Here is a 24273-nt window from a genome sequence, read left to right as displayed (position 1 = left end):
CCCACGCTCGCATACGGGCGTTTCTCGCTGGCCGGCACGAGCGCCAGGCCCACGGGGAGTCCCTCGGGATTCGAGGGATCCGGCAACAGGCCGAAACGCTCGGGGTGGTCCAGGAAGGACTGGAACCCGGGCACCCTTCCGTCCAGGCTGTCGCGGCTCGGGAGCGCGCGCAGGACCGCGAGCCACAGGTGCTCACTGCCCTGAGGCAGGTGGTAGAAGTCCTGGCGCTCCCGGGGAGACAGCTCGACCGGACCGCTCCCGCCCGTGCCGGGGGCGGCGGAAGAGCGTGAACTCGGGGCCGAGGCACAGCTTCCCGTCACTCCCGCGAGGACGCACCACACGAGTGTCCACAGGACTCCACGTACACCGGCCATTTGTGTCCTCCCCTCCAGCGCAACCGCGCGCCCACTTCCAGAGCGTCGGGACGCGGGGTGTCGGCAGGTTCAGCAGGCAACCCAGCGAGGACAAGTGCCCACAGCGGTCTCTCAGACCGCCGCCGGATGGGATGCGCCGCTAGCGGACAATGGAGGAGGACGGGAGGGAGGATTGCGCCGTGGGTTACTGCTCACCGCCGAAATCCAGCGTGTACTCGCGGGTGGTGCGGGAGAGCTTCCGCTCCAGGCGCTGGATGCGGCGCCGCAGTGCGTCGGAGCCCTCGGCGGGCGCGCAGAGCCTCGCATGGTGCAGGGCGCGCGGCAGGTCCTTCAGGTCGTGCTCGTACAGCTTGGCCAGCGAGAGGTGGAGGGGGGCCGCCTGGTCCGCCCGCGCCGACGCGAGCGCCCGCTGGAGGTTCGCCGCCGCCGTCCGGTCATCCCCCACCCGGCGAGACAGCCGGGAGGCCAGCGCGAGCGCCTCGACCCCCACGGCGCCCGTGTCCCCCGCCGCGGCGGCCCGGGCGAAGGCGTGGGCCCGCTCGTAGTCCCGCGCCCGCAGCGCCACGCCGGCGAAGCCCAGCAGGTCGCGCGGATCCTCGCCCTCCGCGCCGCTCGCCCGGAAGCGCCGCACCAGCACGCCCAGCAGCGCCGCCAGCAGCAGCAGGTCGTTCGCGTTGTGCTCCAGCACCGGCGTCAGGGCCGAGCCGTCCTCCCCGCGCAGGAAGCGGAAGTAGAGGTCCGGAATGAGCGAACCATCCACGTCCCCCACCCGCTGGTGGCCGAGCACCTGCTCCTCCAGGTGCACCAGCCTCGCCCCGGCGCCCCGGTACTTGAAGACGCGGCGCGAGCAGTGCAGCAGGTCCAGGTGTGGCAGCTCCGGGGGCGTGGGCACGCGGTTGAGCACGAAGCGCGTGCGCAGCAGGGGCCAGTCGAAGCTCTTGCCGTTGAACGTCACCAGACACGAGGAGTGGGCCATGTGCTCGGCCAGCAGACGCAGCATCGGCGCCTCCTCGCCCAGCCGGGGCAGGAAGAGCTGCCGCACCCGCATCGAGCGGCCCTCGAACCAGGCCAGTCCCACGAGGAAGGGCACGGTGCCCGTACCGCCCGCGAGTCCCGTCGTCTCCGTGTCCAGGAAGAGCATCCGCTGGAAGTCCACGCCCGTCAGCCCGGGCTGGAGCGCGAGGCTCGCCACCAGCGGCGCCTCCACGTCCAGCGCCTCCGCCAGCGGCGCGCGGCCGTGGTGGTGGTCCGGCGGCAGCACGCGCTCGGCGAGGTGGACCACGCCATGCGGTGTCTCCCGGGGCTCGGCCGGCAGCGGGCCCGGACGAGGCGCGGAGGTGGGAGCCCGGCGAGCGATCGCCGCCCCCTGGCGCTCGGCCCAGCTCTCGATACTCCGGCTCAGCGCGGCCGCGCGCGGGTCCGGGACGGGGACGGCGTCCACCCGCGCTTCTGGCACGGACGACGGCACCGCCACCGGCTTGCCGCCGGGGCCCACACCACCAAGCCGTGCCAGTTTGCGCTTCAGGTCCACGGAGCGCCTCGCCTACTGAAGGGCCACCACCCCGAGCGCCGAGAGGAGCTCGAGGCCCAGCCGCTTGCGCGGGTACAGGTCCACCGGCGCGCTGCCGGGCATGACACCCGCGGCCGGGCCGATGCAGGCGGGGCACCCGTCCTCACAAGCGCACGACTCCAGCAGTCGCCGAGCGCGCCGCAGCAGCTCGTCGCGCAGATCGAACAGGCGCGCGGCCAGCCCCACGCCTCCGGGGATGTTGTCGTAGAGGAAGATGGTGGGGTCGAAGCCCACGCCCCTGTCCTTGCTCGGTGGCCCGTCCGCGTCGTCCTTGCTCCCGAGCGTCTTGCCCAGGTCCCTCGGGTCGATCATCAACCCCACGCAGGCCACGGTGCGCAGCGCGCTGGCGATGCCCCGGAGCGCGTCGATGACGGCGGGCCTCGGCGCGCCCATGGAGCGCACCACGGTCTCCGGCACGGTGAGCCAGAGCGAGGTGGTGTGCATCTGCATCTCGGGCAGGTTCACCTCGCCGTAGCCCACGTTCTCATGCGTGTGGAACTTGATCTTCTTGTAGCCCACCACCTTCTCGATGACGCTCACCTCGCCCATGCCCGCCTGGAGGTGCGGACCGAGCGCGGCGCCCTGGTCCTCCTGGATGACGTTCACCCGCACGTACGTCATCGCGTCGGTGAAGTAGTCCGGCGCCACCTTGCGCACGTAGGCCTTGTGGTTCTCGTAGTCGAAGCGCTCGACCTGGAACTGCTCGGCCTCGTGCTGGTAGATGGCCTGCTCGTGCAGCATCGTGTGCGCCGAGCGGAAGTCCATCTCCGCGAGCGTCCGGTCCGTGCCCAGCTCGATGATGACCACGTTGTCCCAGCCCACGCTGCGCAGCGAGACGTGGTTGGCCGGGTAGGCGTCCGTGGACCAGTGGAACATCTTGCGGCCCTCGGGGCCGGGCGTGGAGTGCACCACCTCGTGCCGCGCGAGGTAGCCGAGCGCCTCCCCGGTGGACTCGGCCGGCACGTCCCCGAAGGTGTCCCCCTCGGCGAAGGGCAGCTCGAAGGCCGCGCACTTGAGGTGCTGGACGAGGATCTCCACGTTGTCCGGATCGATGCGCGCGTGCTCCACCGGAGCGCCAGTGAGGTACTTCGGGTCCGAGGCGAGGTATTGATCCAACGGTGCGCTGGAGGAGACGAGGAGCGCGAGGCTGCCCGCGCCCCGGCGACCCGCGCGGCCGAAGCGTTGCATGAGCGCGGCCACCGAGCCCGGGTAGCCGGCGCACACCACCGCGTCCAGCGAGCCGATGTCGATGCCCAGCTCCAGCGCGTTGGTGGCCACCACGCAGCGCACCTCGCCCGCGCGCATGGCGGCCTCGGTGGCCCGGCGCGTCCCCGGCAGGTAGCCGCCCCGGTAGCCCTGGATGAGGTTCGGGTCCATCTTGTCCGCGATGAACTGGTCCCTGAGATACTTGAGCATCACCTCGATGTTGTTGCGCGACTGGCCGAAGAGCAGCGTGGACACCTCGGCGCGCACCAGGTCCGACACCAGCCGCACCGCGCTCTTGAGGTAGCTGGCGCGGATGCCCAGCTCCGCGTTCACCACGGGCGGGTTGTAGACCAGGACCCGGCGCTCACCGGAGGGCGCACCGCTCTCGGAGAGGAGCTCCACCTCGCGGCCCAGCATCCGCTGTGCGTGGGCCTTGGGGTTGCCGATGGTGGCCGAGGCGAGGATGAATGTCGGCGACGAGCCGTGGAAGGCCGCCACGCGCTGAAGCCGGCGCAGCACGTTGGCGAGGTGCGAGCCGAAGACGCCCCGGTACGTGTGCAGCTCGTCGATGACGACGTAGCGCAGGTTGGAGAAGAGGCGCGCCCAGCTCGCGTGGTGCGGGAGGATGCCGGTGTGCAGCATGTCCGGGTTGGTGAGCAGCACGCCGCTGCGCTCCCGGGCCGCGCGTCGCGCATCCGCCGGGGTGTCCCCATCGAAGGTGATGGCGCCGTGCTCCAGGCCCGCCTCGCGCATGAAGACGCGCAGCGACTCCTCCTGGTCCCTCGACAGCGCCTTGGTGGGGAAGAGGTAGAGGGCGCGCGCCTGCGGCTCCCGCGCGAACCGGTCCATCAGCGGGAGGTTGTAGCAGAGGCTCTTGCCCGAGGCCGTGGGCGTGGCGATGACGAGGCTCCGTCCGGCACGTGCCAGCCGGTAGGCCTCGGCCTGGTGGGAGAAGAGCCGCTCGATGCCCCGGCGCCGCAGGGCCTCGCGCACCTGGGGGGCCACCTCCTCGGGGACGGGCACGTAGGCACCGGCGCGCTCCGGCGTCACCTCGTCGAGGACGAAGTTCGGCCAGACCTGCTTGTCGTCGCGCCATCCGTTGAGGACAGCCTCGAGACCGCGGGGACCCGACCAGGGCTTGCGTCGAGCCCCGGAGAACGCCGCCTCTTCCTTCTCAGGCTTCATGGGGCCGGGCACTGTACAGACGTATACCCGGCGAGGCAACGCGCGAGCGTCCTCCCACTCGAATGAGGTCCGGGCGAGCGTCGTCACCTGCCCTCCCGGGTGGCTTCTCCGCATTGCCGCCCCTGGGCGCTCACCGCACGTTCAGCGCAGATGCATCCCCCCTTCCGTCACCGCACCCAGGCGGGTGAGTTGCTGGCCCGCTCGCTTTCACATCTCGCCGGGCGAGAGGACGTCACCGTACTCGCCCTGCCCCATGGTGGCGTTCCCGTGGCCTTCGAGGTCGCTCTCGCGCTCGGTGCGCCGTTGGATCTCGCCGTCGTCCAGCCCATCCTCCAGACGCTGGACTCCTCCCACGGGGACGTGACGCTCGGGCTGCTCGGCTCTCCACCGGCGGTGCAGTTGAACGACGCCACCCTCAACGCGCTGAACCTCTCCGACGAAGCGCTCGGTCAGGCGCTCACCCTCGCCCGCCAGCGGCTCCGCCAACGCGTGCGCGCCATGCGGCCAGGGGCGCTGGCTTCCTCGCTCGAGGGCAGGACGGTGGTGGTCGTGGATGACGGCACGGCGGCGGGAGTGGCGCTCCGGCGCGCGGCGGGGCTCCTGCGCAGGGCCGGGGCGCGCACCCTGGTGGCCGCCATCCCCGTGGGAGCGCAGGAGGGACTGCGCCTGCTGGCCAGCGACTTCGACGAGGTCGTCTGCTGCCTCCAGCCCGAGCCCTTCGTCTCCGTGCCGGGTTGTTACGCGAGCTACCCGGAGGTCACGGACGCGGAGGTGCGTGAGTTGCTGGAGCGGGCGCGGGTCCGGAGCGCGCCTCGGGCAACGGCGCCTCGGGTGTAGCGTTCAGGGCTTGGGGAGTTCCAGCGAGCGCCACAGGTACCAGCTCGCCACCGTGCGCCACGGGCGCCAGCGCTCACCGTGGGCCAGCAGCTCCTTCGGACGTGGCAGCTCGGAGAGGCCGTACGTGCGCAGGAAACCCTTGCGGATGCCGTAGTCGTCCACGGGCAGCACGTCCGGCCGGCCCAGCCGGAAGATGAGCAGCATCTCCACCGTCCACTGCCCGATGCCGCGCACCTTCGTGAGGTGCTCCACCAGCGCGGCGTCACTCATGCGCTTCGCCCGGGCCAGCGTGGGCACCTCGCCCTCCAGCGCCTTCGCGGCCAGGTCTCGCAGTGCCGCCGTCTTGGAACCAGAGAGCCCCGCCTCGCGCAGGCTCTCCACGGACTGCGCGAGCACCGCCTCCGGCGTGAAGCGCTTCCCCGTTCCCACGCGCTCGCATACGCGCCCGAAGATGGTGGCCGCCGCCTTCCCCGTGAGCTGCTGGTAGACGATGGACTCCGCCAGCCCCACGAAGGGGCTCTGGAGCGACGCCACTTTCATGCGGAAGGGCCCCACCTGCTTCATCAGCGCGCCGAGCGTCGGATCCGCCTTCGCCAAGGCCCGCCGTGCCGCGGGCGTGAAGCCCTCCGGCAGCAGGCTCTCGGCAGGAGGCAGGGTGTCAGTGGCGGGAAGGACACGGGTGGTCGCGGCGGGCATGGGGCCATCGTGCCACCGGAGAAAGCTCCGCGCAGCACCCCTACTTCGACGGCAAGGGGCGGAACGCCACGCCGTCCAACCCCAGGCGCGTGCAGGCGTCGACGAAGCGTTCGGTGCAGATGATCACCTGGGAGAAGTCCTCCAGCCGGAACAAATCCAGTTCCCTCGAGAGGGTGGCGACGTCCAACAGGAGGTCATCGGGCAAAGGAATGAAACTCCGGCCACAGCGCGAGCAGGGCGGCTGGTAATCGGGAGGAAGGCAGTCCCGGTGCAGGCGACCCATGGGGAGGATTTCCAGTTCGAGCAGCTCGGGCGAGTTGCGCTGACGGAAGCGCACCTGAAGACGGCAGCCATCGAGGCCTCGGAGGTCTTCGGCCTGGAGCTTCTCCAACGCCTCACGCTGCGCCATCAACACCCAAGAAATGGGCATGACGAACGGACCGAAGCGACCCTGCGCCTTGCCGACCGATGGACCGAAAGTCGTGCCTGGTTCCAACAACGCACCTGAAGGCAGCAGGGGGCGTACCAACTCACACAGCCGTTCATACTCCTCAATAGGCTCGGGCCGGGCTTTCTCGAAATCTGCTAGGGAGGCCACCGGGGTCAGATCCACGCAGGGGTACGAAAACCCAGCACTCCAGGTGGCCTTACAGGCAGGACAGTTGCGAATGCCTGGGAGACCCCACTTTGGCGCGGCGTCAACGATGCCCGTGTAACGCGTGGACCTGTCTTCCTCAACAACAAAGTATGGCATACGTGTGCTCACCCTCTTGCCAGTCAATCGCAATAATAGGGCACGAGCGGTCCATTCACGCCAAACCGCGACATGAGCTCGCCCGCGAACCGCCAGATGTCCTCCGCCTCAGCGGTATTGCGATTTTTTCGCACGAACTGCCGCCACGCTTCATTCCATTGCCCACCTTTGGGCCCACCGCTGTGCAGCCATTGGTGGAAGCTTCTGGGAAGCCGGATGGTGAAGGCGTGGATGTCGATGCCCTTTCTGTCAAACCATAGGGCCAGGTCTTTTTGCTGCGGGAAGATGTGGTGCTTCTCGAAGGGCTCTCGCGGAGGAGTGAGGCACTGGTGCCGGAAGAGCCTGGGCGCGCTCCGTTCCCGCGTCTTCCAGTTGTGCCAGGGGATTTCGAAGACGGGGTCCGCGTAGGTGGGCACGGCGAGCGGGTGGCCCCACCAGCGGCTGGGGCTGGGAGTGCCCACCAGGGGGGTGCGGAGCATCGGAGCCGGCGTCGGGACCATCGCCTGCGCCAGCAGCACCGGATGGGCGTCCACCTCCGCCACGTCCTGGCAGCGCCAGAGCGCACAGCGATCCTCGTCGCACAGCGGCACCACGCACGTCGGATCCGCGCGGGCCTCGTCCCATGAGGAGGACACGACCTCGGGCGCCTCACCCTCCTCCCGGACGGTGGGCGCCGAGGAGGCGCATGCGGTCAGCAGCAGGCCGAGGAGCGCCAGCCACTTCTTCGAGTTCGACAGGCTCATGCGGCCGATGCTACTCGCGGCCGCGGCCTCGGCTCAGCGCACCTTCTTCGATGGTAGACCCTTCACCGCCGGGCCGTTGAGCACCTCGCCCGTCGGGCTGAAGCGGGAGCCGTGGCATGGACAATCCCAGGAGCGCTCGGCCTTGTTCCAGTGCACGTAGCACCCCACGTGCGTGCACACCGGGCTCACCGCGTGCACGGCCCCACCCTCCTCGCGGAAGACGGCCACCTTCTTCCCGTCCACCTCCATGATGCGGCCCTCTCCGATTGGCACCTCGGACAGGTCGTGCGCTTCTGGCTTCGCCAGCCGATCCGCCACGAAGTGGAAGGCCACCTCCGCGTTCTCCTGGATGAAGTCCTTCGCCCCCGCCTTCGGCTTCACCCGCGTGGCGTCATACAGCGCCGCGTACGGGTTCTGCCTGCCGAGAATCAGGTCCGTCAGGATCATCCCCGACAGTGTCCCGAACGTCATCCCCGTGCCCGAGAACCCCGTGGCCACCCACACGTGGCGCGAGTTGCTGTTGCGCCCGATGTACGCCAGCCCATCCGCCGGCTCGATGACCTGGCCGGACCAGCGGTATTCAATCTCCGCCACCGAGAAGCGCCTCTTCGTGTACGCCTCCAGCGCCTCGTAATGGCGCTCCGTGTCCTCCTCCGAGCCCACCTTGTGGTCCTCGCCTCCGACGATGACGTAGTCCACACCCTCCACCCGCTGCGTGCGGATGTAGTGATACGGATCCTGGCTGTCGTAGTAGAGCCCCGCCTCCAGCGACCCCGCGAGCCGCGCCGCCACCGCATAGCTCCGGTACGCGTACAGCTTGGTGTGCAGGAAGACGCGGTTGAGCGGAGTCGTGGTCGCCTCCACCACGTCCCGGCAGGTGAGGGTGCCGTGCGCGGTGTGCACCCGGCAGGGCACGCCCTCGGACAGCTCCGTCACCTGCGTCTCCTCGAAGATGTGGCTGCCGCCCCCCTGAATCCCCTCGGCGAGCGCCAGCAGGTACTCGCGCGGATGGAACTGCGCCTGATCCTCCACCCGCAGCGCCAGCTTCACCGGATAGGGCAGCGGCACGTCCTCCGTCAGCGCGCACATCAGGCCCGCCTGCCTCGCCGCGGAGACCTCGCGCTCCAGCTCCCGTGCCTCGCGATCCGTCTCCGCGTAGCGATACCCGGGCACCCGCTGGAAGCCGCACGCGATGCGCAGCTGATCCACCAGCCCGGCGATCTTCTCGATGGCGGCGCGGGTGGACTCGGCGGCCAGCCGCGCGCCCTTCTCGCCAAAGTCCGAGGCCAGTGTGTAATAGGGCGTGTCCAGCAGCTCCGTGAGGTGCGCCGTGGTCTGCCCCGTCTGCCCGGTCAGCAGCCGGTGCATCTCCACCACCGCCACGCGCTTCCCCTCCTGCTTGAGCAGCCAGGCCGTGGTGAGGCCGGCGATGCCGCCGCCAATCACCACCACGTCCACCTCGAGGTCCTCCCGCAGCACCGGGTAGCGCCGCGCCGGGGCCGTCACCGTCCACAGCGACTTGTGTGTGCGCTCTTCCACCATGTCCCAAAGGCTAGGGACGCGGCCGGGGGGCGGTAGGGCGAGCGGCCAGGCTCCACGGCCCGCTTGCCTGCCCTACATCGAGGCCCCAGGATGTACACGAACCAACAGCCCACGCCTCCAGGTGTTGGCCATTGGGGCCAGGAGGGCTCAGATCCCTGGGGTTCCTCGGCCACCCAGACTAGTAAACTCCTTGATCCATCTCCCGACGAACCCGGAGCGCCGCGTCTTGCCATCCACCGCCGCCCTGCCGTCGCCCCCCGCGCCCGGCCCCGAGGCGCGACTCGCGTTCGCCGAGCTGCTGCTCGGCTGCGAGGAGGCCCGGACGTGTGCCGAGGCCGCCGTGGCCTGGCTCGTCCACCACGCCCACGCGGACCAGGTGCTCTGCCTCGCACCGGACGAGTCGGACTCGCACCGACTCATCCCCCTGGCCTCACACGGCTTGCCCAATGCCGAGGGTTTCGAGCTCGCGCTGCATGACGCCGGGCACCCGCTGGTGGAGGCACTCCAGTGGACCGAGCCCCACTGGTTCCCTCCCGGTGAGCGCTCGCTGGAGCTGCCGCTGGCGGCCACGGGCTTCTTCTCCTTGTCGCTCGGCCCGGCCGCTCCAGGCACGCCTCCTCCCGGGATGCTGCTGGTGGTCTCGGCCCTGCCGGAGCTGTCCCCCGCCGCTTCCTGGGTCGCCGGACACCTGGGCATGCACCTGTCGCGCCTGTACAAGGGCCGCCAGCTCATCCGGCTCGAGGAGGCCTCCAGCGAGCTGGCCGCCCGGGTGAACGCCGCCACCGAGGAGCTGGCCACGCAGAACGAGCTGTTGCGCCGTCAGGCCATCCAGCTGGAGCAGGCGAGTGCCGCCAAGTCGCAGTTCCTCGCCAACATGTCCCATGAGCTGCGCACGCCGCTCAACGCCATCCTCGGCTACACCAACATGCTGCTGCAGGGCGTCAATGGCGAGCTCGCCACGACCCAGCGCCGCAGCCTCAGCCGCATCGACTCCAACGGCCGGCACCTGCTGGAGATCATCAACGAGATCCTCGACATCACCCGCATCGAGGCGGGCCGGATGCCGCTGCACCTGTCGGAGTTCCGCCTCCCCGAACTCATCCAGGAGGTGACGGCGGAGCTGGATCCCATCATCGTGCGCTCGAAGCTGGCGGTGAGCGCGTCGCTGGAGGGCAACCTGCCCCAGGTGTACAGCGATCGGCAGAAGGTGAAGCAGATCGTCGTCAACCTGCTGTCCAACGCCCTCAAATTCACCCACGAGGGCTCCATCCGGGTCGTGGCCTCGTACGAGGTCCCCACCGCCACGTTCCACATCGCCGTCGCGGACACGGGCATCGGCATCGACCCCAGCCACCAGGAGAAGATCTGGGAAGACTTCCAGCAGGTGGACAGTTCCCCCACGCGCCCGTACGGTGGAACGGGTTTGGGGCTCTCCATCTGCCGTCGGCTGGCCGCCATGCTCGATGGGCGCATCTCGCTCAAGAGCGCCCCGGCCCAGGGCTCGACGTTCACCCTGCAGATTCCACGACGTACGAGGCGGACATGACCCCCCCTGCACGCAACGACATCCCGCCCCTCGTCCTCATCGTCGATGACTACCAGGATGCCCGGGAGATGTACGCGGAGTACCTCGAGTTCTCCGGCTTCCGCGTGGCCGAGGCCCGCAACGGCGCGGAGGCGGTGGAGAAGGCCTTCGCGCTGCACCCCTCCGTCATCCTGATGGATCTCTCGCTGCCGGTGATGGATGGCTGGGAGGCCACGCGTCGCCTCAAGGCGGACGCACGCACGCGCGCCATCCCCGTGGTGGCGCTGACCGGCCATGCGCTGGATGGGCACTCGCGCGAGGCCCAGAACGCCGGCTGCGATGCCTACGTCACCAAGCCCTGCCTGCCCGACGCGCTGGTGCGCGAAGTGGAGCGGGTGCTGGCCGCCGTGGCTCCAGCGGCGTAGTCAGCGCTTCCCGACCACCTTCTCGGCTTCCAGGACGAGGGCCTCCGCCCATGGGGGCAGCCGCACCCAGCCGGCGGTGTGCTCGGTGCGCGCGTAGGACTCGCCGCCCGTGCCTCGCGCGACGGTGAGGAACCCGAGGCCCTTGTCCCCGTGCCGGTACTCCACGCGAAACACCTCTCGGGGTGTACCTCCGGGAGGTTCCTCGTCACGGCCCAGCAGGCCCGTCGGTGTCACCGCGAGCAGCCACACCCGCTCGTGCCACTTGCGAGCCATCTCGTCGGGTGAGTCCGGCGCGTCCTGGGGCAGCAGTTCCGCCGGACGCCGCGCCCGTTGGCGCACGAGGAAGGTGCGTGCGTGGCCTCCTTGGGTGACGGTGAGGGTGTCGTACGCGCCGGCCTCGAAGGCGTGCAGGGTCGGGTCCACCAGACGGTGGGCGGCGTTCTCCAGATCGGGCAACAGCCAGGGCCCCACGAGGAAGACGCCGCCGTCCGTCTCGCGCCGCAGGTAGGGGCTGCCCCAGGCAATCGACGGGCTGGCCAGGGAGAAGGCGTGCTCCCCGGTGGACAGCGTCACCACCAGCTTCCGGGGGCTGTCCTTCAGGCCCACTTCCGCCAGCGTCTCCGCATCCAGCACGCCCAGGGTTCTCGTGGCCCGCAGCGGCGCGAAGCGGGCGAAGAGGGTCTTCGCCGTCTCGTTGGCGCGCAGCACGCGTGTCCCCACCCGCAGCCACAACGCACCGTCCTCCGAGCCCTCACGGAACAACTCCACCCGGCCGGCCGGGTCCTCGTAGCGCACGCGCTCCAGCGACTGGAGGGAGGCGTCCACCACCACCATCTCGCCGGGAGCACCCGCCGGCTCCCGCTGCCAGACGAAGAAGGCCGCGGCCAGCCCCGCCACCGCCAACACCCCCTGGAGCACCACGCCTCGCTCCCTCATCTCGCACCGTCCCCGCCACCCGGCACCCGAGGCGCTCGCCGTCGGTCCCGACGCCGCGTCACGAGGAAGCCCACCCCCAGCACCATGGCGGGCGCGAGGAAGACCGCCGAGTAGAACCAGACCGCGTCCTGATGGCGGGTGTGCTGCACGGGCACGTCCTCCTCGCTGGACACCTCGCCGGCCAGTTGCTCCTCGCCGAGCAACCACAGCACCGTGTCCATCGCCAGGTAGGAGTTGCCATAGGTGCGCAGCACGCCGTCGGTCAGCACGTCCGAGTCGCCCATGGCCACCACCCGCGCGGGGGAGAGGCCCTGTGCGCCGGCCCGCTCCACCGCCACCACCAACGGCCACGCCTTCCGGGGCTCCCCCTCATCCGGGATGAAGTCGTGGTTGGCATCCTGGAACGTCTCCCCGAGCGCCCGCACCGACACGTCGTGCGTCACGCCTCGGGGCAACGGCCGCACCGACTCCAGCGCCGCCGCGCCCTGGAAGACGACGGCCGCCTCGCTGCCCAACGTGGTCAGCGTCCCCACCGAGGGGTGCGAGGAGAAGCTCGCCGTCCCCAGGTTGGCCCGATCGCTCCGCTGGTGGGTGGTGCGCAGGTAGCGCTGGTCGTTCGCCAGGGGCACGCGCAGCAGCTTCAGTCCGAGGGGCTCCAGCAGCGCCTCGAAGCCCGGCCCGTCCGGCTCCAGCGCGAACCACAACCTCCCACCGCGCTCCAGGTAGCGCTTCAGCGCGGCGAGCTCCTCCGGGAGGAAGTCGCGCTCGGGCCCCACCACCGCCACCACGGCCGCGTCGCGAGGCACCTCCGTGCCCAGTCCCTCCGCGACGCCCAACGTGCGCACCTCCACGTTCAGCACGCGCAGCCAGTCCTCGAGCTGTGACAGGCCGGGCCGCGCCTTCTCCCGCGCCGTGGCCACCTGGGGCCGCGGGCCCCGCTCGCCATGGCCCGCCGTGAGGTACAGCACCCGGCTCCGCCTCGACACCCCCCGCAGCCGCCGGTACACGTCCTCGTCCAGCCGCTGCAACTGGGCTCGGGCGCGCTCCAGCTCCAGAGGCACCTTCAGCCGCTCCCGCCGCGGGCCCCGGCTGAACACCACGGAGCCGTTCTCCCCTACCCCCAGCGCCTTCGCCCGCGCCGGCTCCACCGCCTGATCCAGCACCTCCACCTTCAGGAAGCCGGACTCCCGGGCCAGCTCGCGGAAGTACTGCTCCAGCGCCTGCCGCACGTCGTTGGCGGGCGGGAAGAAGAGCGTCACCTCCACGGGGGCGTTGAGCTCATGCGCCAGCTTGCGCGTGGCATCCCCCGGCCGGGCGGTGCGGAAGTACGCCAGGTCCCACGAGACGTCCGCCTGCGTGGCCACGTACATGCCCGAGAAGGCGAAGACGAGCGCGAAGGCCAGCCCCAGGCCCGAGTGGAGCGCGGCGCGCACCCTCCCCGTCTCCAGCACCGGCCCTCGCGCCATGGCGGCCACCGCCAGCTCCACCAGCCCGAGCGGCAGCAGCGTGGCGGCCAGCAGCGCGGGGAAGAGCGCCGCCAGCACCACCGCCAGCCGGGGCGCCTGCTTCTTCAACGGCGAGCCCAGCACGGAGGCCGCCGCGTCCGACTGGAGGAAGTAGAGCGCCAGCCCGAGCCCCCCCAGTAGGAAGAGGCCCAGCAGCCAGCGCTCCAGCACCCGCCAGTCTCCCGAGGCACGTGCCACCCGCGCCCCGCGCCACCCCAGCGCGAGCCCCACCAGCACCAGCCCGAGCCCGCTCGACACGAGCCGCCCGGTGCCCGCGCCCACCACGCGCTCGCCGACGAAGAGGGCCAGCAGGCCCGCCCCGTACAGCGCGGACACCCAGGGAGTCGGCCGGAGGCTCACCGCCACCTCCGCGCCTCGAGCACCCGCGTGGCGGCGAAGAGGGCCACGTAGGTGACGAGCAGGTAGTAGACGACGTCGCGCACGTGCACCACGCCGGCCTGGAAGGGCTGGAAGTGCTGGTTCCACAGCGCGAGCGCGCCGAAGACGTCCGAGAGCGGCTGCTCGGTGATGCGTGCCAGCAGCCAGCACGTCAGCAACGCCACCAGCATGCACGCGGAGAGGACGGCTGCCAGCACCTGGTTGCGCGCCAGCGCCGAGCCGAACGTGCCGATGGCCAGGGACGCGCTGCCCAGCAGCAGCAGCCCGAGGTAGCCGGCGGCGATGTGGCCCGGGGACAGCTTGCCGTGCACCATCACCAGCAGCGGCATGAACACCGTGGCCAGCGTCATCAGCGTCAGGAAGGCCAATGCCGAGAGGAATTTGCCCAGGACGATTTCATGGTCCTTCACCGGCGAGGAGTACAGCAGGGCCAGCGTGCCCGTCTGTCGCTCCTCGGCGAGCAGCCGCATGGAGATGAAGACCGAGGCCGCCATCGTGGTGCCGCTGGAGAAGAAGAAGAAGAGCGAGAGCACCTCGGAGGAGCGCTTGCTCACCCCGCCGAGCGCGTAGGCGTTGAAGAGCAGGCCATCCACCGCCAGCACCATGGCGATGATGACGTACCCCTGGAAGGTGCGCAGGTAGGCCGCGAGCTCGCGGCGCGCGATGAGCAGCGTCCGCATCATGACGCGGTCACCTCCGGGCCCTGGGTGAGCCGCAGGAAGAGGGACTCGAGCCGCTCCGCTCCCCGGTCCAACCGGAGCAACTCCAGGCCCGCGCCCACCACCGCCTGGGCCACCCTTGGCCGCAGCTCCGCCGGAGCGTCCACCCGGAGCGTCACCACGCCGTCCGCCTCGCCCAGCACCCGCACCGGCCCCACGCCCCCGAGCGCGGCGAGCACCCGCTCCCGCTCGCCCCGCACCTCCACCTCGATGAAGCCGCCGCCACCGCCCAACCGCTGCCCCAGCGCCTCCTCGGTCCCCTGCGCGACGAGCTCCCCGTCCTTGATGACCAGGAGCCGGTCACACGTGTGGCTGATCTCCGACAGGATGTGACTGGAGACGAGCACCGTGTGCGCCCCCTTCAGTCCCCGGATGAGCGCGCGCATCTCGACGATCTGCCTCGGGTCCAACCCGCTGCTCGGCTCGTCGAGGATGAGCAGCGCCGGCCGGTGCACGAGCGCCTGCGCCACCCCCACGCGCTGCCGGTAGCCGTGGCTCAGCGAGGAGATGGGCACCTCGTCCACCTCGCGCAGGCCCGTCTTCTCCTCGGCCTCGGCGACGCGGGCCGACACCTCGCGCGACGGCACGCCGCGCAGCCTCGCCACGAAGGCGAGGAACTCCCCCACCTCCATCTCGTCGTAGAGCGGGGGCGTGTCCGGCAGGAAGCCGATGCGCTGGCGCACCTCGTGCGGATGGCTCACGGCGTCGTAGCCGTCGATGACGACCCGCCCCGAGGTGGGCAACAGCACGCACCCGAGAATCTTCAGCGTGGTGCTCTTCCCCGCGCCGTTGAGTCCCAGGAAGCCGATGACCTCGCCGCGCTCGATGCGGAAGGCCAGGTCCCGGATGGCCGCGTGGCTGCCGTAGTACTTGGTCAGCCCCTCGACGTGAATCATGCGCGGGACTCTAGCGGAAGCGAGGGCCCTCGGACGTCTTCCCGAGCGTGAAGCGCAGCGTCTGCTCCAGCGAGGGGTGCAGGAAGGTGAAGCCCTGGCGGTCGGCCACCTCGGGGCGCACGTGGGCACCGAGGAGGAGCGTCTCGTTCCCCATCTCCCCGAAGAGGGCCCGCACCGCCGTCGCCGGCAACGGAACCACCGCCGGCCGGGAGAGCACCTGCCCGAGCGTCCGGGCGAACTCCTCCTGGCGCACGGCCTGGGGCGCCACCGCGTTGACGGGCCCGCGCAGCCCCGGGGTGAACAGGGCGAACTGGATGAGCCCGAGCACGTCCTCCAGGGACACCCAGCTCATCCACTGCCGGCCATCGCCAATGCGTCCTCCGCCTCCGGCCTGGAAGGCGGGCAGCATCTTCGCCAGCGCGCCGCCCCGGGCGCTCAGCACCACCCCCAGCCGCAGGTGCACCACGCGAATGCCGGCCCGCTCCGCCGCGGCGGTGGCCTCTTCCCACTGGCGGGTGACGTCGGCGAGGAACCCCTCCCCGGACGCACTGGACTCGGTGAGCACCTCGTCACCCCGGCTGCCGTAGAAGCCCACGGCCGAGGCACACACCAAGACCTTCGGAGGGTGGGACAGCCGCGCCAGCGCCTCGCTCAGCACCCGCGTCCCCTCGACACGGCTGCGGCGGATGAGGGCCTTGCGCTCCGCCGTCCACCGCTCGGCGATGGGCGCCCCGGCCAGGTGCACCACCGCGTCCACGCCTTCCAGCGCGGGCACGTCCATCTCCCCCTGTCCCGGCGCCCAGGCGATGTCTCCGGCCCCGGGACGGCCGCGCACCAGCCGCCGCACCCGGTGGCCCCCCGTGGAGAGGAAGGGCACCAGCGCGCCGCCCACCAGCCCCGACGCCCCGCTCACCGCCACCGTCAGCGGCCCCTGCCCGGCGAAGGCCGCGTGCCGCCGCAGGTCCTCGCGCGTCACCGTGTGCCGATAGGCGAACATCCGCTCCAGCCGGTGCCGCGTGTAGCCCCCGCCGAACATCCGCCCGAGCGGGCCCACCGGCAGCACGTACTCCACCTCGTCCTCCAGCACCGTGCCGCCCGTGGGCTCGTCCCACATGCGGTGGGTGTGGACCCACTTGGAGAAGGGCCCCGACTCCTGCACGTCCTGGAACAGCGAGCCAGGGATGTAGCGGGTGTGCCGCGCCACCAGTTGCATGGGCACCGGCCCCAGGCGCACACGCACCACCACCCGGGCCCCCTCGCGGATGCCGTCGCCCTGGCGCTCCACCACCTCGACCGACTCCCAGGGGGGTTGCAGCCGCTCGAAGGCTCCCTCGCGGGCATGCCAGGCGAACACCTTCTCGGCATCCACGGGCATCTGGCTGCGCGCCTCGAACACCTGCGACTTGCCCACGGTCCCCTCCCGGCGCCAGATTGCGCCCCCAGGCATGCTTACCCCGGACCTTCTCTCCCAGGCAGTGGAAACGTTGCGGCGCGGTGGCGTCATCGCCCTGCCCACCGAGACCGTCTACGGACTGGCGGCCAACGCCGAGGACGAGCTGGCCGTGCGCCGCGTCTTCGCCATCAAGGGCCGGCCGGCCACCCATCCCCTCATCGTCCACGTGGCCCGCGCCGAGGAGCTGTCCTCCTGGGCCCGCCGCGTTCCCGAGGAGGCCCGGCGGCTCGCGGCGGCCTTCTGGCCGGGGCCCCTCACGCTCGTGCTGCCTCGCAGCGCGCGCGCCACGGATGCCGTCACCGGAGGCCAGGACACGGTGGCCCTGCGGGTGCCCGACCACCCCGTGGCCCTGGCCGTGCTGGACGCCCTGGGTGGCGGAGTGGCCGCGCCGAGCGCCAACCGCTTCGGCCGGGTGAGCCCCACCACGGCGGAGCACGTCCGGGTGGACCTCGGGGACGAGGTGGACCTCCTCCTCGACGGCGGCCCGTGCACGGTGGGCGTGGAGTCCACCATCGTCGACTTGAGCAGTGGCGCCCCGGCGGTGCTGCGCCCCGGGGGCCTGGCGGTGGAGGAGATCGAGCGCGTCCTGGGGCGCGCGGTGCCGGTGCGCACCTCGGCCACGGTGCGCGTCTCGGGCAGCCTGGCCTCCCACTACGCACCCCGGGCGGGAGTGGTGCTCGCCGAGCCCTCGGACGTGGCCTCGCGCGTGGAGGCCCTGCGCGCCCAGGGACGGAGCGTGGGAGTCCTGGGACCTCCAACCATTGCCCTGCCTCCGGACGTGCCCCGCTATGACGTGCCGGAGGACCCCGCCGGGGCCGCGCGCCTCCTTTATATGCGGCTGCGCGAGGCGGACCAGCGGGGCCATGACGTCCTGGTGGCCTGTCTGCCGCGCGCCGAGGGCCTGGGCATCGCCGTGCGCGACCGGCTCGCCCGTGCCGCCGCCCCCCGGCCTCCCGGCGCCTGACACAAGGCCCTCGGGCCAACCTACGCAACCGGCTCCAGGTGAGCAGCACCGCACAGGAGCGCCTTGCCCCGCGCATCCCCGACCACCGGGTGTGAGCGGTCATGTTAAGCTGTACCACCTCGGAGGTGGTGCACATGAGCGAGGCCGGGGCGGGTCGGCATGGGGAAGAGCAGGAGCGGCGGCGGGTGGCGTGGCGTCCGAGGATGCGGCTCCCGCCGCGGGACTCGCCGGAGCAGCACCTCCCCCAGGTGGGCATGGAAGTGGCCGGCTACCGGTTGGAGACGCGACTGGGCACCGGTGGCCAGGGCACCGTGTTCCGCGCCCGGCGCGAGGACCGGCTGTTCGCGGTGAAGTTCATCTACCTGCCACGCTCGGCCCACTGGGGCTGGCGCGAGCTGGACGTCATGGTGAAGCTGTGGCGCGTCGGTGGACTCCCGCTGGAGGGACATGGCCTGTGGCCCGCCCGGGAACCCCTCTTCCTCTTCCTCGTCACCCCCTTCGTGCGCGGGCTGCCGCTGGATGTGTGGACCCGGGTGCACAACCCCAACGGGCGCGAGGTGGCGGAGCTGATGCGTCAGGCCGCGCGGCTGCTTCAGGTGGTGCACGAGGCCGGAGTCGTCCACCGGGATGTGAAGGGGGCCAACCTGCTGGTGTGCGACGAGGGCCGGCTGGTGCTGGTGGACTTCGGAGTGGCCACCTACGAGGGCGCGCCCGCGGTGACGGGGCCGATGCCTCCGGGCACCTGGCCCTACCTCAGTCCCCGGGTGTGGCGTGCCTGGCGCGGCGAGGAGGAGTCGCGTGCCAGCCCGGGCGACGACATGTGGGCGCTGGGGGTGGAGCTCTATCAACTGCTGACGGGCAGGCGGCCCTTCCAGGGGAGCGAGGGCGAGCTGGTGCGAGCCATCCTGCACGAGGAGCCGGAGGCACCGCACGAGCTCAACCCCCGGGTACCGCGAGTGCTGGGCGAGGTGTGCCAGCGCATGCTGCGCAAGCAGCCGGAGGAGAGGTACACGGACGAGGAGCTGGACGCGGCCTTGGGGGAGGTGTTGCGGCAGGCGGACGAGGCGTGGGAGGTGCCGCTGTGCGAGGCGTGGAGTCCCCAGCACGCCACCACCGAGCGGCAGCGGGAGCTCTGGATGGAGGGCGGGGAGCTGCTGGCGCTCTACGAGCGGCTGGCCGCCTACGAGCGACAACCCGTGCGGGGCAGGCCGCTTCCGCCGGACGAGGTGTCCACCCTGGCCTCACCCGAAGAGGAGCCGCCCGGGCCCGAAGCCCCGGAAGAGAGCGCCGCGCGGTCGAGGGTGCTCCCCGTCCTCGGCGGAGTGCTGTTGCTGGGCCTGGGCCTGTGGCTCGCCACGCGCCCGGCGCCGCATGCCTCCGTGCCTACCTCACCCGTGGGGACACCACGAGCCAACCTACCACCGGAGTGCCCTTCCCTCCCCCTGGAGCCGGCTGGCCAGGAAGTGGCGCCACCGGGGAAGCAGCCGGAAGGTGACGGCGGCGCGGCGCCGGAAACGGCGGCCACCCCCGCGCCCGTCGCCCGTGCGACGCCCCCCAAGGACACGCGCGTGAAGACTCCTCCCAAGGCCTCCGCCCCTCGGCAGCCCCAGCCGCAACCGAAGGAGCAGGGCGGCTCGGCCGGCACGCTGGGCGCGGTCGTGATCAGTTGCACCCTCGCTACCGGTTGCCCCGGCCCCACCCTCATGCCCCAGGTGCGGCCCACGCCACTGCCGGCGCCAGCGGAGTGCCCGGAAGGCTCCACGAAGACCATGAGGGAGCTGGGCCTCCTGGGCCCCCTGCGCAACCCGGGCCTGGTCGACTTTTTTCCCAATATGGACAGGTACGTCACCGTGCGCCCGGGCCCGGTCACGATGCGTCTGACGGGAGGCTCCTACTGGGGCAAGCTGCCGGAGGGCACGCTGCTCTCCGGCGAGCTGGTCTTCGGCGAGCGCGTGCAGGGCCGCTTCACCCAGGCCCACACGCCGGACGGGCATACGTACGCGGTGTGCCTGGAGGTGGCGTCCAATCCGAACAGATGGGGCTGGGAGAAGGAGCCCGGCAGCGGCCAGGACACCGCCAGGGTTTTTAACCTTGCGTATATCGAACCGGTGAAGCGCTTTGGAGAGGCGTGGCGGTACGAGGACCCGGAGAAACGGTAGGAGCCGACGTCGGAGGTCCCTGTTAATCTGGGCCACTCCGGAGGTTCTCCTGTCCATGTCCACCTCACGCTCCGCCGTCCTCTCGCTGCTGCTCACGAGCCTCGCCACCGTGACGCCCGCCTTCGCGCAATCCGCCCCCGAGGACTGGGACACGTCGGGCGCACGGCACCTGGAGCTGACAGCGGAGAACGCGCGTGAAGAGCACCCGGCGGGCATCAGCCCCCACCACCCCACCACGCTGGTGTTCAACGCACCGCTGCGGCCCGGCGGGGTGACGGTGGAAGACGAGCAACGGGTCAAGGTGGCGCTGAACGAGGCCGAGGGACTGGTGACGTTGCTGCCCTCGGACACGGTCCCCTCGGACAAGCCCCTGACGGTGACGGTGCGCTTCGCGGACGGCGCGGTGCCCGAGAGCGTCACGTTCCGGCTGGTGGTGCACCCCACCCGGGCCGAGCACCAGGTGCGGGTGTACCGCCGCCCCCGTTCCGCCGAGTCCTACCGGCAGGGAGAACGGCAGGAGCGCGAGCGGGCCGAGCGGTGCGAGGCCGCGCTGGAGGCGGAACACGCTCGCCCGGAGGGGCAGAACCCCAGGGGCCTCGCGGGCCTGTTCGACGCCGGGCTGGTGGGTAAGGGCAGTGGCATCGCGGTGCGAGCGCTCGCGTCCGGGAAGGAACTCACCCAGCGCTCCGGTGAGACACTCGAGGTGATGATGGCCCATGGCTACCACGCCGAGATACAGAAGCAGGTGGCAGTGGAATTGACCGTGCGGAACACGGGCAACCAACCCTGGACGGCGGAAGGCGTGGAGGGGGCGACCCTGGTGAGCACGGACGGCGCGCGGCTGCGGGTGGTGCGGGTGATTCAGCCCGAGCCCTTCACCCCCGGGGCACATCACTGGCTCGTGGTGGTGGCGGAGGCCACGGTGGAGCAGGCCAAGGGTACCTTCCTGCTCAAGCTGGGGGAGACAGGCGGGCCGCGCACGCTCACCGTGCGGGGCATCACCTTCCCGTGAGCGGGCCGCGGTCAACTCAATAGACGATGCAGTCGAACTTCTCGATGACGGCCCGGAGTTCCGCTTCTGTGGTCTCCATCCGCTTGGCTATCGAGGGGGCGTGATAGGTCAGCGATTTGGTCGGGACCGGTTGGGTGTGAAGCTCGTTCACGGTGACACGACCAAAGAGGCCCGGCCATTTGACTCCGCGTAGTTCAGGGGCTCGGCGGATGGGGTCCAGGAAGGTGAAGCAAGGCCACTTGGGAAAGCGAATGGTGGCGGGGTCAGAGCCCATGATGCGGCAGCCATCCAAGCGGGCCTCGGAGAAGTCGCAGTCCTCGATGGACCCGAGCTGATACTCTGGTCGACTGCCGTACTCGGGCCAGTGGCCGAAGTCGCACCCCGACAGCCGCCCCTTGAACCGACAGCCCTCGAGGGAGGCACATATCCATTGCTGGTGGTTCTTCAACTCCTGCTTCACCTCGAAGGTGCAGTCGATGAATCGGGCCTGGTTGATGAGCAGGCGACTGGCGGGCACCTTCAAGACGACGGTGCAGTGGCGCAGCGTCAGATTGGGGCCGAGGAAGTAGTGCGCATCCTTTTCCGCCAGCTCCAGCCGCTCGTTTTGCAACTCCTTGTCCTTGATGATGATGTTGCCGAGCCAGTCCATGGCCGCCCCTTTCAGAAGGTGAGCATCCGGAAGAACTCGCCCGCCATGCGCCGGCCATGGCGCGCCAGATTCGAATCCGACCCGGAGAGAAGCTCGTACTGGCGGCCCGTCTTGAGGTCAACCACGTCGACCCCCTGGTGCTTGAATCGATAGAGGTGTTGGAACTGTTTCTTCACCTCTTCGTGCACGTAGCGCCCCCGGGCCTCGCGCTCCAACAGCCGCGCCAGCCAGTATTCGCCCTTGTCCAGAGCCTTTTTGATGGCTTCTTTCTCCATGTCCGAGAGCTTGTCGGGTCCCCACTCCTTCGCGGCACGCGTGACGGCCTCCTGGAGCATGTCCCCCACCTTGTCCTCGGCGGGGATATCCGCGACTGACTTGCCGCGCGGCAGATGCCAGCGCTGACCGTCGCCCAGTTCCACCTGCCGGTTGCCGCCCCGGTGGCGAAGGACGGTTTCGGAGGAGCGGCCTCCAGGAGCCTGTCCCGCCCCACTGCCCGGCCCCTTCTTGAGCATCACCACGGCCAGGGGACCCTCCGGAGAAGTGGCCACCGTGTCCACCGCCGCCACCGCCCGGGCCAGGGCCCCCTCGTGCGCCAGCGCCGTCTCCGCCGCCAACTCGGGGGCCAGGGCCGCGGCCCCACCCTGCGCCTCCCACTGCGCTCCCGCGAGCCCGTAGCCCGGCAGCGACTTCACCCGCGAGGCCACCTGCCCGAGCGTATGCCCGCTGAGGGTGGCCACCGCGAGAATCATGGCCCTCGCCGCGTCCTCGCCCAGCACCTTGCCGAATTCCTCACCCGCTGCGCGCAGTTCCTCGAAGGTGGTGGCGTGGTGCGCGGTGTCAGCCATGCGGGCCCACCCGTCCATCAGCCCGTACACCGTCTGGAGGCCCAGGTAGCCGATGAGAATGAGCGTCAGGCTGGCGGCCACGGCCTTGGTCGTCGGCTCGGGCACCAGCCACAACATGCAGTACAGGGCCACCGTCCAGACGACCATGCTCACCAGCGCCCTCACGTCCAACAGTTCGCGGGCCAGGGCCTGGCGCGTCTCCTCCAGCACCGAGCCGAAGGCCAGGGCCAGGGCCAGCGTGCGCCGGTCATCCGTGCGCAGGTAGGACCCATCGTCCAGCAGGCCCAGGCAGTCGCCGCCGCCTTGCACCTCGCACCACGTGAGGTACTTCGCCCCCAGCGCCTTATCCGCCTCGGGCTCGAGGCGCACCAGGCCCTCCTGCTTCTCGGGCACCAGGGAGTAGGCGTGGCCCCGATACGTCTCCAGCCTCCAGTCCCCCTTGCCCGCCACTGTCTCGGCCTCTGGCGGTGGCAGGAGGCGCAGCAGTTCGCGGGCGGCCTCCTTGGGACTGCCGCGCCCCAGCCGCACGTCACGCGAGAGCCATTGGACAGCCTGCTGGAACTCGGCCCTGGCGAGGGGCACCGGCCGGGTGGCGACGGCGCCCGGCTCCAGGAAGCCCACCGCGTACACGCTGGCCGCGAGCGAGTGGGAGCGGTAGCCCACCATGAGGCTGCCCCGAGGCACGCCCGCGGCGCAGGCGGACTGAAGGAAGAGGACGAGGAGAAACCAGCCGCCCACCAGGGGCCGCAACCGCGCGCCCACCAGGAGTGGGCGAAGACGACGGATGAACACGGCGCACCTCCAGAAGCGACGCGGCCCACACATCGTCGCTCTGGAATCACACGCAAGCGCGGGTGCGCCCGTCAATCCACCGGGTAGACCGAGGGGTGGAGAATGCAATGAGTCGGCTCACACCTTGAAAGCGCGCCCGCTCGGGGCCACCTCCCCGCGCAGCAGGGCCTGGAGCCTCCGCACCCGCTGCTCGGCCCCGTGCGCTCCCCGGGCCGACAGGTTCAGCCGGTAGGGCTCCAGGTCCTCCGCGTGCCACCGCTCGCGCCGCTGAAGCTCCTCCACCAGTTCGGCCTCCCCCTCGAAGCGCTCGCGCAGGGGCGCCCCGATCGCCTTGGCGAACGCGCCGAAGAACGCCAGCGGGCGCACCTGAAGCAGCTTGTACGCCCACTCGAACCACTGCTGCGCCTCCGGCGGCGACGAGCGGTCCCGGCTGGCCGCTTCCATCCTCGACAGCACGACCTGTCGCACTTCCTCGTCGAGCTTCGCCAACAGCGCCTCGACATCCACCTCCGCCGCCTGCTCCGGCTCCAGCCGCAGGGGCTCTCGCAGCACCACCGTCATCCACAGCCACTCCTCGCCGTGCAGCACCTCGGGCGTGCGACCGTGGAGGATGGAGAGCACGAGCGCCTGCTCGTACTTGCCGACGATCTCCAGCATCAGCGGGTCGGCCTCCGCGGCGGCCCTGGCGGCCTCCATCACCGCTTCCGGCTCCTCCATGGCCCGCCGCAGGGCCCCGGCGCTCATTCCCGGCCCGCTCCGCCTGGGATCCTCGCCCAAGGCCCGCCCCACCGCGTCGTTCAGCTGGCAGCGGCGCGCGGCCCACTCGGTGACCTGCTCCAACATCAGCCACGCCACCGTCCGGTGCCTCCGGTGCGTGTACGGCGGCTGGCGGGGAACATTCAGCATCTCCACCACCGCCACCGCCAGGGCGCACCGCTCCTCCCTCGTCCGTCCCGGTGCCATCAGCGCCCGGCGCAGCTCCTGGTCGAACCGCTCCACGCGCTCGGGGCTGAGCAGGTCCGGAGCGCAGCGGTCGAACAGCCGATCCCTGCGCTCCTCCATGTCCTCCACCTCCTCCGTCACCCGG

21 protein-coding genes are annotated in these 24273 nt (G+C 70.9%); 6 read left to right on the top strand and 15 right to left on the bottom strand.

Features of this window, described 5'->3' with window-relative positions:
* From VF794_RS13425 to VF794_RS13415, 3 genes are all read right to left on the bottom strand, one after another.
* Window positions 1-374: hypothetical protein (locus VF794_RS13425; protein ID WP_331110365.1), on the bottom strand; the 374-nt coding region annotated here is incomplete at its 3' end.
* A 184-nt stretch (window positions 375-558) separates the two neighbouring features.
* Window positions 559-1905 (bottom strand): ribonuclease H-like domain-containing protein, encoded by a 1347-nt coding sequence (locus tag VF794_RS13420; RefSeq protein WP_331110363.1) that lies wholly within the window; start codon window positions 1903-1905, stop codon window positions 559-561.
* A 12-nt stretch (window positions 1906-1917) separates the two neighbouring features.
* Window positions 1918-4335, bottom strand: a complete 2418-nt coding sequence (locus VF794_RS13415) for a DEAD/DEAH box helicase (protein WP_331110360.1) — start codon at window positions 4333-4335, stop codon at window positions 1918-1920.
* A gap of 150 nt (window positions 4336-4485) precedes the next feature.
* Between VF794_RS13415 and VF794_RS13410 the strand changes: the two genes are divergently transcribed.
* Window positions 4486-5172 (top strand): phosphoribosyltransferase, encoded by a 687-nt coding sequence (locus tag VF794_RS13410; RefSeq protein WP_331110358.1) that lies wholly within the window; start codon window positions 4486-4488, stop codon window positions 5170-5172.
* Between the two features lie 3 nt (window positions 5173-5175).
* Here the strand turns inward: VF794_RS13410 and VF794_RS13405 are convergent, their stop codons facing one another.
* The 4 genes from VF794_RS13405 to VF794_RS13390 are packed head-to-tail and all read right to left on the bottom strand — an operon-like array spanning window position 5176 to window position 8907.
* On the bottom strand, window positions 5176-5868 hold the full coding sequence (locus VF794_RS13405) for a DNA-3-methyladenine glycosylase (protein ID WP_331110356.1): 693 nt from the start codon (window positions 5866-5868) through the stop codon (window positions 5176-5178).
* A 40-nt stretch (window positions 5869-5908) separates the two neighbouring features.
* Window positions 5909-6622 carry a double-CXXCG motif protein gene (locus VF794_RS13400; protein ID WP_331110354.1) on the bottom strand — a complete coding sequence of 238 codons (714 nt, stop codon included), beginning with the start codon at window positions 6620-6622 and terminating at the stop codon, window positions 5909-5911.
* A gap of 23 nt (window positions 6623-6645) precedes the next feature.
* The gene (locus VF794_RS13395) at window positions 6646-7365 is read right to left on the bottom strand and encodes a TIGR02269 family lipoprotein (protein WP_331110352.1); all 720 of its coding nucleotides are present in this window, start codon (window positions 7363-7365) and stop codon (window positions 6646-6648) included.
* A gap of 33 nt (window positions 7366-7398) precedes the next feature.
* Window positions 7399-8907 carry an FAD-dependent oxidoreductase gene (locus VF794_RS13390; RefSeq protein WP_331110351.1) on the bottom strand — a complete coding sequence of 503 codons (1509 nt, stop codon included), beginning with the start codon at window positions 8905-8907 and terminating at the stop codon, window positions 7399-7401.
* A 226-nt stretch (window positions 8908-9133) separates the two neighbouring features.
* On the opposite strand from VF794_RS13390, the gene VF794_RS13385 reads away from it, so the two are divergent.
* Window positions 9134-10453, top strand: a complete 1320-nt coding sequence (locus tag VF794_RS13385) for a sensor histidine kinase (RefSeq protein WP_331110349.1) — start codon at window positions 9134-9136, stop codon at window positions 10451-10453.
* Window positions 10450-10857 carry a response regulator gene (locus tag VF794_RS13380; RefSeq protein WP_331110347.1) on the top strand — a complete coding sequence of 136 codons (408 nt, stop codon included), beginning with the start codon at window positions 10450-10452 and terminating at the stop codon, window positions 10855-10857. The genes VF794_RS13385 and VF794_RS13380 overlap by 4 nt, the downstream gene beginning before the upstream one ends.
* On the opposite strand, the gene VF794_RS13375 is transcribed toward VF794_RS13380, so the two are convergent.
* From VF794_RS13375 to VF794_RS13355, 5 genes are read right to left on the bottom strand one after another with little or no spacing between them, the layout of a single operon-like run.
* Window positions 10858-11793, bottom strand: coding sequence for a hypothetical protein (locus VF794_RS13375; RefSeq protein ID WP_331110346.1), 936 nt, complete (start codon window positions 11791-11793; stop codon window positions 10858-10860).
* Entirely contained in the window at window positions 11790-13658 is a 1869-nt protein-coding gene (locus VF794_RS13370; RefSeq protein WP_331110344.1) for a Gldg family protein, read from the bottom strand. The genes VF794_RS13375 and VF794_RS13370 overlap by 4 nt, the downstream gene beginning before the upstream one ends.
* Window positions 13655-14380 (bottom strand): ABC transporter permease, encoded by a 726-nt coding sequence (locus VF794_RS13365; RefSeq protein WP_331110342.1) that lies wholly within the window; start codon window positions 14378-14380, stop codon window positions 13655-13657. Before VF794_RS13365 ends, VF794_RS13370 begins: the two co-directional genes overlap by 4 nt.
* Window positions 14377-15312: an ABC transporter ATP-binding protein gene (locus tag VF794_RS13360; RefSeq protein ID WP_331110340.1), complete on the bottom strand. Its 936-nt coding sequence runs from the start codon at window positions 15310-15312 to the stop codon at window positions 14377-14379. The genes VF794_RS13365 and VF794_RS13360 overlap by 4 nt, the downstream gene beginning before the upstream one ends.
* 10 nt (window positions 15313-15322) lie before the next feature.
* Window positions 15323-16723 carry a TIGR01777 family oxidoreductase gene (locus VF794_RS13355; RefSeq protein ID WP_331110338.1) on the bottom strand — a complete coding sequence of 467 codons (1401 nt, stop codon included), beginning with the start codon at window positions 16721-16723 and terminating at the stop codon, window positions 15323-15325.
* A 34-nt stretch (window positions 16724-16757) separates the two neighbouring features.
* Between VF794_RS13355 and VF794_RS13350 the strand changes: the two genes are divergently transcribed.
* From VF794_RS13350 to VF794_RS13340, 3 genes are all read left to right on the top strand, one after another.
* On the top strand, window positions 16758-17729 hold the full coding sequence (locus tag VF794_RS13350; protein WP_331110336.1) for an L-threonylcarbamoyladenylate synthase: 972 nt from the start codon (window positions 16758-16760) through the stop codon (window positions 17727-17729).
* Between the two features lie 134 nt (window positions 17730-17863).
* Window positions 17864-19888, top strand: coding sequence for a protein kinase domain-containing protein (locus tag VF794_RS13345; protein WP_331110334.1), 2025 nt, complete (start codon window positions 17864-17866; stop codon window positions 19886-19888).
* Between the two features lie 55 nt (window positions 19889-19943).
* A complete protein-coding gene (locus VF794_RS13340) occupies window positions 19944-20900 on the top strand; it encodes a DUF2381 family protein (RefSeq protein WP_331110332.1) in 957 nt (318 codons plus the stop codon).
* A 16-nt stretch (window positions 20901-20916) separates the two neighbouring features.
* On the opposite strand, the gene VF794_RS13335 is transcribed toward VF794_RS13340, so the two are convergent.
* The 3 genes from VF794_RS13335 to VF794_RS13325 form a co-directional block, all read right to left on the bottom strand.
* Entirely contained in the window at window positions 20917-21549 is a 633-nt protein-coding gene (locus tag VF794_RS13335; protein WP_331110330.1) for a hypothetical protein, read from the bottom strand.
* 11 nt (window positions 21550-21560) lie between these two features.
* Complete coding sequence (locus VF794_RS13330; protein ID WP_414640903.1) at window positions 21561-23186, bottom strand: hypothetical protein; 1626 nt, start codon at window positions 23184-23186, stop codon at window positions 21561-21563.
* A gap of 117 nt (window positions 23187-23303) precedes the next feature.
* Window positions 23304-24273: hypothetical protein (locus tag VF794_RS13325; RefSeq protein ID WP_331110328.1), on the bottom strand; the 970-nt coding region annotated here is incomplete at its 5' end.

This window comes from Archangium sp. (genome assembly GCF_036389735.1).
Classification (GTDB): domain Bacteria; phylum Myxococcota; class Myxococcia; order Myxococcales; family Myxococcaceae; genus Archangium.
Note: the sequence above shows the minus strand (reverse complement) of the source record. Positions and strands in the feature narration are given on the sequence as shown.

Excerpts from the sequence above, each read along its gene's own strand:
- VF794_RS13410 (WP_331110358.1), top strand. The coding sequence starts at position 4,486 with ATGCATCCCCCCTTCCGTCACCGCACCCAGGCGGGTGAGTTGCTGGCC.
- VF794_RS13360 (WP_331110340.1), bottom strand. The coding sequence starts at position 15,312 with ATGATTCACGTCGAGGGGCTGACCAAGTACTACGGCAGCCACGCGGCC.
- VF794_RS13390 (WP_331110351.1), bottom strand. The coding sequence starts at position 8,907 with ATGGTGGAAGAGCGCACACACAAGTCGCTGTGGACGGTGACGGCCCCG.
- VF794_RS13350 (WP_331110336.1), top strand. The coding sequence starts at position 16,758 with ATGCTTACCCCGGACCTTCTCTCCCAGGCAGTGGAAACGTTGCGGCGC.
- VF794_RS13380 (WP_331110347.1), top strand. The coding sequence starts at position 10,450 with ATGACCCCCCCTGCACGCAACGACATCCCGCCCCTCGTCCTCATCGTC.
- VF794_RS13345 (WP_331110334.1), top strand. The coding sequence starts at position 17,864 with ATGAGCGAGGCCGGGGCGGGTCGGCATGGGGAAGAGCAGGAGCGGCGG.
- VF794_RS13415 (WP_331110360.1), bottom strand. The coding sequence starts at position 4,335 with ATGAAGCCTGAGAAGGAAGAGGCGGCGTTCTCCGGGGCTCGACGCAAG.
- VF794_RS13395 (WP_331110352.1), bottom strand. The coding sequence starts at position 7,365 with ATGAGCCTGTCGAACTCGAAGAAGTGGCTGGCGCTCCTCGGCCTGCTG.
- VF794_RS13405 (WP_331110356.1), bottom strand. The coding sequence starts at position 5,868 with ATGCCCGCCGCGACCACCCGTGTCCTTCCCGCCACTGACACCCTGCCT.
- VF794_RS13375 (WP_331110346.1), bottom strand. The coding sequence starts at position 11,793 with ATGAGGGAGCGAGGCGTGGTGCTCCAGGGGGTGTTGGCGGTGGCGGGG.
- VF794_RS13400 (WP_331110354.1), bottom strand. The coding sequence starts at position 6,622 with ATGCCATACTTTGTTGTTGAGGAAGACAGGTCCACGCGTTACACGGGC.
- VF794_RS13340 (WP_331110332.1), top strand. The coding sequence starts at position 19,944 with ATGTCCACCTCACGCTCCGCCGTCCTCTCGCTGCTGCTCACGAGCCTC.
- VF794_RS13365 (WP_331110342.1), bottom strand. The coding sequence starts at position 14,380 with ATGATGCGGACGCTGCTCATCGCGCGCCGCGAGCTCGCGGCCTACCTG.
- VF794_RS13335 (WP_331110330.1), bottom strand. The coding sequence starts at position 21,549 with ATGGACTGGCTCGGCAACATCATCATCAAGGACAAGGAGTTGCAAAAC.